8 protein-coding genes are annotated in these 12,575 nt (G+C 72.3%); 5 read left to right on the top strand and 3 right to left on the bottom strand.

What is annotated here, in order from left to right:
* Nucleotides 1-3: 3 nt before the first annotated feature.
* On the bottom strand, nucleotides 4-2,001 hold the full coding sequence (locus ACP4J3_RS42525) for a sigma-70 family RNA polymerase sigma factor (RefSeq protein ID WP_426542174.1): 1,998 nt from the start codon (nucleotides 1,999-2,001) through the stop codon (nucleotides 4-6).
* A gap of 294 nt (nucleotides 2,002-2,295) precedes the next feature.
* Nucleotides 2,296-3,078 (bottom strand): TetR/AcrR family transcriptional regulator, encoded by a 783-nt coding sequence (locus ACP4J3_RS42530; protein ID WP_426542176.1) that lies wholly within the window; start codon nucleotides 3,076-3,078, stop codon nucleotides 2,296-2,298.
* 385 nt (nucleotides 3,079-3,463) lie between these two features.
* On the opposite strand from ACP4J3_RS42530, the gene ACP4J3_RS42535 reads away from it, so the two are divergent.
* From ACP4J3_RS42535 to ACP4J3_RS42550, 4 genes are all read left to right on the top strand, one after another.
* Nucleotides 3,464-4,843 carry an NAD(P)/FAD-dependent oxidoreductase gene (locus ACP4J3_RS42535; RefSeq protein ID WP_426542178.1) on the top strand — a complete coding sequence of 460 codons (1,380 nt, stop codon included), beginning with the start codon at nucleotides 3,464-3,466 and terminating at the stop codon, nucleotides 4,841-4,843.
* 196 nt (nucleotides 4,844-5,039) lie between these two features.
* Complete coding sequence (locus ACP4J3_RS42540; RefSeq protein ID WP_426542180.1) at nucleotides 5,040-6,695, top strand: ATP-binding SpoIIE family protein phosphatase; 1,656 nt, start codon at nucleotides 5,040-5,042, stop codon at nucleotides 6,693-6,695.
* A gap of 172 nt (nucleotides 6,696-6,867) precedes the next feature.
* Entirely contained in the window at nucleotides 6,868-7,518 is a 651-nt protein-coding gene (locus ACP4J3_RS42545; protein ID WP_426542182.1) for an ABC transporter ATP-binding protein, read from the top strand.
* A 34-nt stretch (nucleotides 7,519-7,552) separates the two neighbouring features.
* The gene (locus ACP4J3_RS42550) at nucleotides 7,553-10,276 is read left to right on the top strand and encodes a hypothetical protein (protein WP_426542184.1); all 2,724 of its coding nucleotides are present in this window, start codon (nucleotides 7,553-7,555) and stop codon (nucleotides 10,274-10,276) included.
* Here the strand turns inward: ACP4J3_RS42550 and ACP4J3_RS42555 are convergent.
* Nucleotides 10,189-11,466, bottom strand: coding sequence for an MFS transporter (locus ACP4J3_RS42555; protein ID WP_426542190.1), 1,278 nt, complete (start codon nucleotides 11,464-11,466; stop codon nucleotides 10,189-10,191). The genes ACP4J3_RS42550 and ACP4J3_RS42555 overlap by 88 nt on opposite strands.
* Before the next feature lie 132 nt (nucleotides 11,467-11,598).
* On the opposite strand from ACP4J3_RS42555, the gene ACP4J3_RS42560 reads away from it, so the two are divergent.
* Nucleotides 11,599-12,147 (top strand): MarR family winged helix-turn-helix transcriptional regulator, encoded by a 549-nt coding sequence (locus ACP4J3_RS42560; protein WP_426542186.1) that lies wholly within the window; start codon nucleotides 11,599-11,601, stop codon nucleotides 12,145-12,147.
* Nucleotides 12,148-12,575: the final 428 nt, after the last annotated feature.

Raw genomic sequence — 12,575 nt, forward strand, 5'->3', positions numbered from 1 at the left:
GCCCTACACGCAACTGAACTTCGACTCCGCCCAGTCCGCCAGCAGCAGGTTGTCGACGGTGCCGTGCGGCTCCACCACCAGCCGTACCGTCTCGCGCCCGGCGAGGTTCACATGGACCGGCACCGCCGCGTCCCCGGCCTTGACGACCGCGGAGCGCCACAGCCGGACGCCGTCGGCGTGGACCGCGAAGGAGAACCGGCCCAGCCCCAGGTTCGTGTCGTCGACGCCGACCAGTGCCTCGTAGGCGTTGCACTCCCGGTTGAGGTCGATGGTGACGGAGGACCGGCCGTGCACGGTGACGCCGTGCGCGTACCGCGTGCCGGCGATCGACACGCCGTACCGCTGCCACACCCAACTGCTCTCGTGCAGCCGCATCTCGGGCTCGGTGCCGTCGCCGGTGAGGTCGTACGACAGCTCGCTCCACTGGTAGTCGTCCGGGGCCGGCGGCGGTGCCGGGGGCGGCGTGGGGGTGGGCGTCGGTGTCGGGGTGGGGGGCGGCGTCGGCGAAGGCGTGGGCGTCGGGCTGGGGGTGGTGCGGGGTGTGGGCGAGGGGGTCGGTGTCGGGGTCCGCTCGGGCTCCACTGCCGGCACGATCGCCGGCGGCTGCGGGGTGGGCTCCTTCTTCGGCGGCTCGGGGGTCGGCGTCTCCTCGACGATGGGGGAGGGGGCGGGGGGCTGCTTGGCGTCCGTCTGCGGGGGCGGGTTGTCGTTGCCGGCCAGCGCGAGCACGATCGCCGCCGCGACGCCCACGGCGACCACCCCGGCCGCGATACCGGCCTTCACCGGCGCGCCCAGCCCCTCGGAGGCCGCCGCACCGCCCCCGGAACTCGCCCCGCCGGAGGCACCGCCCCCCGCGGCACCGGCCCCGCCCGCAGCCCCGCCCGAGGCACCGGCTCCGCCCGCAGCTCCGCCGCTCGCCGCCGCGGCCGCCCCCGCGGCACCGGCCGCGCCCGCCCCGGCACCGCCGGCGATGAGCCCGGCCGCCTTGGCGTACCCGGCGGCGCCGAACCAGCCGATGACCGCGACCGGCACGACGGCGGGGATACCGCTGGCGACTTCCTTGATCTGGCCCGCGGCGAGGCGGCACTTGGCGCACTCCTCCAGGTGCTTGCGCAGGCCCCGTTCGGCACGGGTGCGCAGGCTGCCGCGGGCGTAGGCACCGAGCCGGTCGGCGTGGCGGGCGCACTCCTCGTCGCCGGCGAGGCTGGCGCTGACATGGGCCTGGAGGTAGGCCTGCTTGAGTCCCTCGCGGGCGCGGCTGGCGAGCACGCGCGTGCCGTTGGCGTCGAGCCCGAAGAGGGTGGCGACCTCGCTGGGCGACTCGTCCTCGACCTCGGTGTGCCACAGCACGGCCTGCCAGCGCTCCGGCAGCGAGCGAAAGGCCTGCATGGCCATGGACTGCTCGGCCTCGTGCATCGCCCGCACGTCGGCGCCCAGGTCCAATGTGTCGTCGTCGGAGACCTCGGCCACCCGAGTGGACTGCGCGGCGAACACCGCGAAGTCGTCGACGAGCTGCTCGCGCCGCATCGACTTCGTCCAGTCCGCGGCGGCCCGCCGGATCGAGGTGAGCAGATAGGCGCGTACGGCGTGCTCGGGGCCGGAACCGCCGCGCACCGCCTGGAGCATGCGGGCGAAGACCTCGGCGGTGAGGTCGTCCGCGGTGTGGGGGTCGCGGCAGCAGGTGCGCGCGTACCGGCGCACCGCCTCCGCGTGGCGCCGGTACAGCTCCTCGTAGGCGCTGTCGTCGCCGGAGCGCATCCGGCCGATCAGATCGGCGTCCGACGGGGGCAGCTCGCGCGGCGGTGGCAGCACGCCGTCCTCGCGCCGGTCGCGCTGTGCCGGGACGCTGCCCTCGGCACCGCCGCGCGGCCGGCGGCCCGGGGGACGTTTCTCCACCGGATCGCCGCCCGGTGGCAGATCCGCGCGCCCGCCCTGACTCGGCACCTGAGGAGTCGCCGAGTCACCGTCGCCGCGCGACTCGTCCCACCCGTCAACGCTCATCGCGGAAAGCCCCCGCCGCCAGCTCTACCAGTCCCGGACACCGGGTCAGGGTGCCACATCGGCTTTTGGTCAGGACCCACCCGTAAGGACATCCACCCGTCCGTGGGGACTTCCCGCCGTGCCAGTACTAGGCCTCGCCCGTACGGGGAAGGCTCAAACGACCCTTGCCGGGCGGGCATTGGGCAACGCGGGCGAAATGCCCGGCTTGTTCCGCGAGGGTGCTCGAGGCGAGGGCGGCGCGGCACCCCGCCTCTCGGTCACCCCTTCGACGTCAAGATCGCAGAGCCGGTCGGCTCACGCCTGAGGGCGCGACCGCAAGCCTTCCAGCAGGATGTCCAGCAGCCGCGCCGAGGCCGCCGCCTGCTGCGCCGCGTCCGGCAGCGAGGGCGCCGCCGTGGCGATCACCAGCAGGACGTCCGACACCGAGACGTCGGCCCGCAGCTCACCCGCCGCGCGCGCCCGCTCCACGAGCTGGCCCACCACGTCGAGCAGCGCCGCCGCCCCCGCGTCGTCCACCGAGCCGGCCGCGACCGCCGCCGACTGCTCGGGCACAAGGCGCAGCTCACCGGTGCCGGGCTGGATCCGCTGCTGCGGCACCCGGGCCTCGTCGAGCACGGCACCGTCCTCCGTGACCCCGACCCGCAGCACCTGCGGCGGCAGCAGCCGGCCCGCGCCCGAGGCCACCGACGTGCGCAGGAAGCGCGACAGCGCCGACCACGGCTCGTCCTCCTGGCCGAGCGCCGCACGCGCCTGGTCGGTCAGCCGGGAGGTCTCCTCCTCGGCTATCCGCCGCACCAGGACGTCCTTGCTCGGGAAGCGCCGGTACACCGTCCCGACGCCGACCCGCGCGCGCCGCGCCACGTCCTCCATCGGCGCGCCGTACCCCAGCTCGCCGAAGACCTCGCGCGCCGCACGCAGCACGTGCTCCAGATTGCGCTGTGCGTCCACGCGCAGCGGCGTCGTACGCGGGCCGTTCCCGCGTCCGTTGCCCGCAGCCGCGCTCATCGTGCCGCCCACCGTCCCGCCGCCCGGTGCGATGGCGGACGCGGAAGACCATCGAGAATCCTGAACATGCATAAGCGATCCCCCGGTAATGACGTCTCCCCCCGGAGACTCTCCCCGTCATTGCAAAGCCGGAGCGTCGCGGAACAAGCCCGGACTACGAGCCCGTTCTGTGTGACTCGCGGACCCGAAGAGCGCATCCCCCTACACCCCGTCGACACACGAACATAGTTGAGCGAGGGTCAATTCAGAAGGGGCAGGTTCCGCACGGAGCGCCCCTCGATCGGAGTACGGGTCGTTTACGTCCTGATTGCGCCACCTGCGATCCCCCGGCGCACACCCATTGACCTGCGAGGTTTCCGCACACTCCGGCAATCCGGCCAAATCGCGGCGCCGTCGATCTCCGGTCACACAAATGGTCGAGCCTGTGGACAAACGCAAGCGCCGGGTGCGTCATGGGATGGTGAAGGAACGTGCGCGCATTCTCGTTGTCGGCGGCGGCTACGTCGGGATGTACACGGCCCTGCGTCTCCAGCGGAGGCTGAAACCGGAACTCGGCCGGGGCGAGGCCGAGATCACCGTGGTCACTCCCGACCCTTACATGACGTATCAGCCGTTCCTCCCCGAAGCGGCCGCCGGTTCCATCTCGCCACGCCATGTGGTCGTACCGCTGCGCCGCGTCCTGCCCGGGTGCCGGGTCATCATCGGCGAGGCCACCGCCATCGACCACGCCAAGCGCACGGCCACCCTCACCACCCTCGCCACGGCGGAGGAGGGCACCGGCACCGAACAGCTCTCGTACGACGAACTCGTCCTCGCCCCCGGCTCCGTCTCGCGCACCCTGCCCATCCCCGGCCTCGCCGAGCACGGCATCGGCTTCAAGACCGTCGAAGAGGCCATCGGCCTGCGCAACCACGTCATCGAGCAGATGGACATCGCCTCCTCCACCCGCGACCCCGCGATCCGCGACGCGGCCCTCACCTTCGTCTTCGTGGGCGGCGGCTACGCGGGCGTGGAGGCGCTCGGCGAGCTCGAGGACATGGCCCGCTACGCCACGCGCTACTACCACAACGTCCGCCCCGAGGACATGAAGTGGATCCTGGTCGAGGCCTCCGACCGCATCCTGCCCGAGGTCGGCGAGGACATGGGCCGCTACACCGTCACCGAGCTGCGCCGCCGCAACATCGACGTACGCCTGCACACCCGCCTGGAGTCCTGCGCCGACCGGGTGGCCGTCCTCAGCGACGGAGCCCGCTTCCCCACCCGTACGGTCGTCTGGACGGCCGGCGTCAAACCCCACCCGGTCCTCGCCGCGAGCGACCTGCCACTTAATGCGCGCGGCAGGCTCAAGTGCACCGCCGAGCTGACGGTCGACGGCACCACGCACGCGTGGGCGGCGGGAGACGCCGCAGCCGTCCCCGACGTCACCGCGCCCGAGCCCGGCACCGAGTGCGCCCCCAACGCCCAGCACGCCCTGCGCCAGGCGAAGGTCCTCGGCGACAACATCGCCCACACCCTGCGCGGCGAGCCCTTGGAGACGTACGCCCACAAGTACGCGGGCTCGGTCGCCTCCCTCGGCTTCCACAAGGGCGTCGCACAGGTCTACGGACGCAAGCTGAAGGGCTACCCTGCCTGGTTCATGCATCGCGTCTACCACCTCAGCAGGGTGCCGACCTTCAACCGAAAGGCCCGTGTCCTGGCCGAATGGACACTGTCGGGGCTCTTCAAGAGGGAGATCGTCTCCCTCGGATCGCTCGAACATCCCCGAGCGGAGTTCGAACTCGCGGCCGGTGGAAAGCCTCCCCTCAACCAGGGAGACGACACGAAGGGGTCGTCCTGACCGGACCCAGGAACTCCACCGACAGGGCAGGCGTCTGACGGGTGTCGGCCAGGTCGGCCGCACTGCAAGACTGATCCCCGAACCGATCCCGACCCCACGAGGCTCTTCCCACAGTGCTGCAATCCCGGGGTGCCACCCCGCAGACCCCCGGCCGGGTCCGGAGCTGGCCGAAGACGACGACACGAGGCAAGGATTCGTGAACTTCACGCGCTGGAGCGCCCGGCTCCCCGGAACGCAGCGCCGCGCCGCAGCGCGGACCGAGACCACGGCGGCCGCCACCCAGGACCGCCGAGGGGAGAGTGCGAACTCCGTCCCCGCGGCCCGCGTAGAACAACTCACCGACGAGGCGGGACCGATCCCCGCCGTGGACGAACTGCCGGTCCGCGAGGTCCTCGACCGGGTCCCGGCGCTGGTCGCCCTCGTCCACGGCACCGACCACCGCCTCGCCTACGTCAACGACGCCTACGCGACGGCGTTCGGCGTACGCCCCCCGGGCGAACCCGCGCGCGAGGCCCTCCCCGAACTGGCCGAACTGGGCCTGCTCCCGCTCCTCGACCAGGTCCTGCGCAGCGGCAAGCCCCGCACCCTGAAGTCCCGCAAGGCGCTCGACGGCCGCTCCTACACGTTCACCTGCACCCCCGTGACCGACGGCGACGGCGGCGTCCTCATCTTCGCCACCGACGTCACCGACCACGCCGAGGCCGCCGAGCGCCTGCGCGCCAGCGAACGCCGCCAGCGCGAAACGGCCGTCACCCTTCAGCGCTCCCTCCTGCCCCAGGAGCTCGAGGAACCCGACGACCTGCGCATCGCCGCCACCTATCACCCCGGCGGCACCGAGGCCGCGGTCGGCGGCGACTGGTACGACGTGATCACCCTGGGCGGCGGCCGCACCGCCCTGGTGATCGGCGACGTCATGGGCAGAGGAGTGCGGGCGGCGGCCGTGATGGGCCAACTGCGCACGGCGGTCAGGGCCTACGCCCGCCTGGACCTCCCCCCGCACGAGGTGTTGCAGCTCCTGGACGGCCTGGCCACGGAGATCGACGCCAACCAGATCGCCACCTGCGTCTACGCCGTCCACGACCCGAACGAGGGCAGCCTGGTGTACGCCTCCGCCGGCCACCTCCCGATCCTGGTCCGCGACGAGCACGGCGAGGTCCACCGCGCCGACGAACCCACCGGCCCGCCCCTGGGCACCGGCGGCTGGATGCACGCCTCCGGCTCCATCGCCCTCGCCCCCGGCTCCACGGCGGTCCTCTACACCGACGGCCTGGTCGAACGCCGCGACGAGGACCTGGACGAGGGAATCGCCGCCCTCGAACGCGCCCTCGCCGGCGCCACCGGCACCCCCCAGGTCATCTGCGACCGCCTGGTCCGCACCGCAGGCGTCACCGCCGACCACGACGACGACGTGGCGGTCCTGGTCCTCCAGCACCCCGCCCGCACCGGCCCCGACAGCGACCTCTTCCGCAACGCGGCCCTGGAACTCCTGGGCGGCGTGGAAGCGGCGCCACGCGCGCGAGCCTTCGCCTCCGGAGTCCTCACCAGCTGGCGCTTCCCCACAGACCTCCACGACCTGGGCGTACTGGCCGCCAGCGAACTGGTCGCCAACTCCCTCCAGCACGGCACCCCACCCATGCGGCTGCGCCTGCGCCGCACCGACCGCCGCCTGATCGTCGAGGTCACCGACGGAGACGACCACCTCCCCCGCCGCCGCCGAGCAGAACCGGCCGACGAGTCGGGCAGAGGCATCGCCATCGTCGCCACCATCGCCTCGTCATGGGGCTCCCGCAGAACCCCGGGCGGCGGCAAGGCGGTGTGGTGCGAGTTCGCGTTGCCGCGGGCGACGACCTGACGAGCCCGAAGCCCCGCGCCCCAGGCCGCCACATCGACTCGGGCACTTGCGTTCCTGGCCGACGAGCAGCGCTGATCCCCGCAGCGGTTCTTCACCTTTCAAGTACCGTAGGAGGCCTCACACTTGGCAATGCGCCGGAGCCGCCGGTGCACCGCTCGTCCGGACGAGCGGAGTGAACAAGGCCTACCGCTCCGCGGCCGAGACCGTCTGGGCCGCGCGGGAGGTGGACTTCACCGCCCGGGCGGGGGAGTTCGTGTGCGTCTACGGCGCCAGCGGCTCCGGCAAGTCGACACTGCTGAACATGCTCGCCGGCCTGGATCTCGCCGACTCCGGTGAGATCCGGGTCGGCGGCGTCGACGTGAGCACGGCCGGCGAGGCGCAGCGCGCGGAACTGCGGCTGCGCACCGTCGGAGTCGTGTTCCAGGACCACAACCTCATCGAGGAGTTCACCGCCGCGGAGAACGTCGCGCTGCCCCTGGAGGCATGCGGCGTCCCCGTCGCCGAGGCCCGGGAACAGGCGCTGGCACAACTCGCCCGCGTCGGCCTGGCCGGGCTTGAGGACCGGCTGCCGTGGCAGTTGTCCGGCGGCCAGCGGCAGCGGGTGGGCGTCGCCCGGGCGCTGACCGGACAGCGGTCGGTGCTGCTGGCGGACGAGCCGACCGGCGCGCTGGACTCGGCGGCCACACGAGAACTGTTCGAGCTGTTCCGGAAGCTGTGCGACGACGGCGTACTGGCCGTGATCTGCTCGCACGACCCGCGCTGCCGCGACTTCGCCGACACGGTCTACGAGGTCGTCGACGGCCGCCTGGAACCCCGCTCGTGAACGACGCGGAGACGACACGGGGGCACCGGGCCGCATGACGCACGACCGGGCGACACACGACGGCACCTCATCCGACGGCACGACGCACGGCCGTATGACGTTCACCGGCCAGGTCCGCCTGGCCCTCCGGCTCGCCCGGCGGCTGGCCCGCTCGCGGCCACTGGCCCGGTCGGTGGCGATCGTGTTCGTCGCCGCGCTGCTGGTGATGGCCATGTTCGTGACCCTGCGCACGCTGTCCCTGTCCGGCGAACAGGTCGCCGACAACGAAATGGGCCGCTTCGGAGCCAAGGTCGGCTACGGCAGCGGAGTGTCCCTGGCGCCGGGCGACGACACGTTCCTCACCGACCTCGGGGCCCGGGTGCGCCAGGCCGGTGTCCCCGACGCCGAGGTCGTGCTCAGCGCGACCGACGTCCAGCTCAACATCGCGCCGGCCCGCAACGTGACGGCACTGGAGAGCGACTGGACCACCCGGCCGTACCCCGAGCGGTACGACCTGCTCTCGGGCCGCTGGCCGAGCCGCCCCGGCGAGGTGGCCATCACCGAACCGGACGACGTGCGCACGCCGGTGGGCCGGACCCTCACGGTCCTCGGCGACGTACGGCTCAAGGTCGTCGGCACCGTCGACGACCGCGCCGCGGACACCACCAACCTGCTGCTCGCACCGGGCACCTGGGCCGGGCTCGACCCCGCCCTGAGCGCCGGATTCCCGGTGCTGACCGCGCAGATGGACGTGATGTGGCCGGGGCAGCGGCAGCAGGCGGTCGTCGACGCCTTCACCGCGGCCGCACGCACCTGGGCGCAGGACAAGCAGGACAGCGCGGATGCCGCCGCCCTCAGACAGGAGGCGCAGAACGCCGTGGCCGCCACCCTGGTCACCAGGGACCAACTGATCGCACGCCCCCAGAAGACCTGGATCGAGAGGACTCCCGCCGGCTACACCGTCCCCTCACTCCTGGTGCCGACGGCCGCCGTCGCCCTGGTGTTCGGACTCAACGGCCGCCGCTTCAGGCGCACCGCGGCCTCCCTGACCTCCGTGGGCTTCTCCCGTACGACCGCCGCGGCCGGCCCCGCCCTGGCCGCGCTGGCCTGGTCACTGGCCGCGGCGGCCCGCGGAGCCGTGGCCGGCGTCGCCGTCGGCATCGTCGCCCGTCTGCTGATCTCCCGCCTGCGCGACCGCCCCGCGGGTCCCGTCGACGACCTCGCCACGCCCGCGCTGCGCCTGCTCGCCGTAGTCCTCGTGACCGGCTTGGTCGCCGCGGCGGTGCTCGCCCGCACCCAGCGCGACGGATCCACCCGCCCGCAACCGGAGGACGACAGCGCGCCACGCACCGAGCGCCCCTCCGCTCGCCGCGCCCGCGACGCACGGCACCTGCTGGCCGTCGCCGCCTGGTGCGTCACGGCCGTGTACGCCACCCGGCTCGACTCGCCCCCTCAGGCCATGGTCCTGACCGGCATCCTGATCACCGCCGTCCTGCTGATCGTCCCCGAGGTGTTCTCCGCCGTGCTCAGGCTGCTGCCCGAGGGCGGACCCCGCCGCCGACTCGTACGCCGCCGGCTCGCTGCCGACCGGGCCAGGGCCTGTACCGCCCTGGCCGTACTCACCGTGCTCTTCGGAGCCTCGCTGGGCTATGTCACCCTCCTGGACACCCTGATCCGCACAGCCGAGAAGCAGTCGTACCCCGCGGTGCTCCCCGGACAGGTCCTGCTGGCCGGCCACCAGAGCGACACCTTCCCGCCCGGCGAGGCACCGCTTCGCGCGGTCGACAGCTCCGGCACCCTCGACGGCCTGCCCCGCACCGAGGCGCGCTACCTGAGGGCCGGCGACTCCGACAACCCCCGCATGGCCGTCCGGGAGGGCAACGACGGCAGCCTGCTCGCCGCGGACAGCCCCCGTGATGTCGAACGCCTGATCGGCCGGCGGCTCGACCCCGAACAGACCTCGGTACTGCGCGAGGGCGGCCTGCTGGTCTGGTCGCACGCCCATGACGCGCCCACCGGGAAAGACGCACGCCTGCGCCTCGTCGTCCGCGAGAGCGACAAGCCCCTCGGCCGTACCTCCCAGCTTCCCGCCACCGCCGTGGACGTGGCCCCGGCCCAGTGGCGCACCGGCTCCGACGGCATCACGCTGCGCGCGACCGCGAGCGCCCTCGACCTGCCGATCCAGCCGCACGGCCCGGTCATGGTCACCGGTGTCCCCGACGCCAAGGCCCGCGCCGTGCAGCAGACCGTCGTCGACGCCGGCATGGACGCCGGAGCCCTCCTGATCCACGTCGAGCCGGACGACCCGGTGCCCCCGGCGGCGCTCCTGGCCACCGCGGCCGGCCTGGTGTTCCTGGCCCTCGCCGCCGTACTGGCCCACCCGCAGCCAGACCCGCATCCTGCGCCGCTATCTCGCCCGGCTGATCGCCGTCGGCATCCCCCCGCGGTGGGCCCGCCAGGTCCTGCTCAGCCAGCACGCCGTCCTCATCGCGGTGAGCAGCCTGCTCGGCCTGATCATCGCCGTCATCCCCAGCGTGGTGCTCGCCGCCCGGATCTCCGGTTTCGTCCTGAGCGTCCCGTGGTGGCAGCTCGCGGTACTCGCCGCGGCGATCTACCTGGCCGCAGCCCTGGCCGCCGCCCACTCGGCCCACCGGCTCCGGGTCACGGAGGCGCGGGGCGCGTGACCGGGGCTCACGCGGTGGACGAGGCCCCGGGAACACGGGCCGGAGAGCCGGAGCCGCCCTGTGCCACCACCCGACTCTTCGCCAGCCACGGCTGATCCTGCACGGCACTGAGCCGACGCCCCAACCGCAGCGCGAGCCACGTGATCCCCAACGAGAACACCAAGAACGTCACGACATACGGCCCATGCAGCGACGCCCCCATGGGCCCACCCACCGCCGGTCCCACCGCCAACGCAAGCTGCTTCACCAGGGCGAACGCGGAGTTGTACTGGCCGGCCATCCCCTCCGGCGCCAAATCCGCCACCAGCGGAGCAACCGTCGGCGACAACATCGCCTCCCCCAGCCCGAACAGCGCATACGTGGAGATGAAGGCCGCCGTGGCCATCTCCTGACTCCCGTGCCCGAGCCCGGCGTACCCCGCCGCAACCCAGGCCACGGCCCAGATCAACCCCACAGCCGCGATCACTCGCGACCGCCTCCGCCGCTCGACGAACTTCAGCACGGCGAACTGCGCCACCACGATCACCGCGGTGTTGGCAGCCAACGCGGTCCCCAGCGCCGACGTCGACACCCCGGCCGCCTCGACCCCGTACGCACTCAACCCCGACTCGAACTGCCCGTAGCAGGCGAAGAACAGCACGAAGCCCAGCACACACAGCCGCACCATCGCCCGGTTCCCGAGCAACTGCCGCCAGCTCCCCTGCGCGGACACACTCCCCGGCGCCCCGTCCACCCGCGGTGCCCGCGGCATCCGCACCGTCGACATCACCACGACGAGCAGTAGGAACATCGCCGCCTCGATCGCGAACAGCACAGTGAACGACGAGACACTCGAGGTGTCGACGAGATGCCCACCGATCAGCCCGCCGACCCCCAGCCCCAGGTTCTGCAGAAAGAACTGCATCGCGAACGCCCGAGACCGCGTCCGGGCAGTCGAGCAGTCCACGATCATCGTCGCGAGCGCCGGCTGCATCACGGCCTGCCCCGCCCCGAGCGCGGCCGCCGACAGCAGTACGGCCGCCGCACTCCCCGCGAGCCCCAGGCTCAGCGCCCCCAGCGCGGCGGTGACCAAGGCGGCGAGCAGCACCGGCAGCGGGCCACGCCGGACGATCGCCCGCCCGGCGAACGGCAGCACGACCAGCGCGGCCACGGCGAAGACGGCAAGGACGAGCCCCGCCGTCATGGCACCCAGCCCCCGCACCTGCGCCACATAGACGTACAGATAGGGGACGGTGAAACCGAGCCCGAACGCGCTGAGTGCATTGCCCACGTGGATCCGGCGCATCGCTGCGCCCATCGCCCTGGTCACGTTCACCTCTCTCGATGTAACTCTGAAGACTTCAAACCTAAACTTCGAAGGTAAACAGTACACCTCGAAGGACTTCGACACCAAGCAGGCCCGTGCCATACTCGGCCCATGGGCGACACCCCCGACGTCGGCGAACCGACCCTCGAAGAACAGATCGCCGCCTACCAGCGCGAGTTCCAGGACCTCGACCCCCAGGTCGAGCAGATCGTCTCGGCGCTGTCCCGCCTGAACCGCCGTATGAACGTCGCCTACGGCCGCCAGACCTCCGCCCTGGGCATCAGCAACGCCGAGTGGGAGGTCCTCAAGGCCCTCGTCCTGTCCGGCGCCCCCTACCGCATGGGCCCCAGCGACCTCGCCAAGCGCCTCGGCCTCACCCCGGCCGCGATGACCCACCGCATCGACCGCATGGTCGCCGAAGGTCTGGTCACCCGGGAGCGCGACGAGTCCAACCGCGTCCGCGTCATCGTGGAGCTGACCCGCGAGGGCCGCGAGAAGTGGCTGGAGGCGATGCGGCTCGCGTCGGTCTTCGAGGAGGACCTCCTCCAGGACCTCTCGGCGCAGGAGCGCACCAACCTCGGCGACGTCCTCACCCGCCTGCTCCGCAGGGTCGAGCACGCCCAGCCGGACGCCGGCGGCCGCCTCAGCGACCTGGACTGACCTGGACTGACGTGGGGCGCGGCGCCCGCCGCAAAAGATCTTGACAGGAGATCCTTGACAGCCCCCTGCCCGATCCGTAAAGTTCTTCGGGTTGCCGCGGAGCCGTAACGGTTCTGCGACAGCACCTCCCGCCGCGAGAGCGGCACCCAAACCACCAGCACGATCTCCCATCCGGGTCGATTTCGGCGTGCCCGAATTCAATTCGAATTGGGACTCGGCGGCTCGATTGGGAATCGCCGAGAGAATCCGCTAAGGTTTGAGACGTCGGAACGGCCCAACGGCCGCGAAGGCAAACCCCGCTGACTGGGGATCGGATCGGAAAAGGATCTGATAGAGTCGGAAACGCAAGATCGAAGGGAAGCCCGGAGGAAAGCCCGAGAGGGTGAGTACAAAGGAAGCGTCCGTTCCTTGAGAACTCAACAGCGTGC

The sequence above is a fragment of the Streptomyces sp. UG1 genome, from assembly GCF_049974585.1.
Lineage (GTDB): Bacteria > Actinomycetota > Actinomycetes > Streptomycetales > Streptomycetaceae > Streptomyces.

Excerpts from the sequence above, each read along its gene's own strand:
- ACP4J3_RS42535 (WP_426542178.1), top strand. The coding sequence starts at position 3,464 with ATGGTGAAGGAACGTGCGCGCATTCTCGTTGTCGGCGGCGGCTACGTC.
- ACP4J3_RS42550 (WP_426542184.1), top strand. The coding sequence starts at position 7,553 with ATGACGCACGACCGGGCGACACACGACGGCACCTCATCCGACGGCACG.
- ACP4J3_RS42525 (WP_426542174.1), bottom strand. The coding sequence starts at position 2,001 with ATGAGCGTTGACGGGTGGGACGAGTCGCGCGGCGACGGTGACTCGGCG.
- ACP4J3_RS42555 (WP_426542190.1), bottom strand. The coding sequence starts at position 11,466 with ATGCGCCGGATCCACGTGGGCAATGCACTCAGCGCGTTCGGGCTCGGT.
- ACP4J3_RS42530 (WP_426542176.1), bottom strand. The coding sequence starts at position 3,078 with ATGCATGTTCAGGATTCTCGATGGTCTTCCGCGTCCGCCATCGCACCG.
- ACP4J3_RS42560 (WP_426542186.1), top strand. The coding sequence starts at position 11,599 with ATGGGCGACACCCCCGACGTCGGCGAACCGACCCTCGAAGAACAGATC.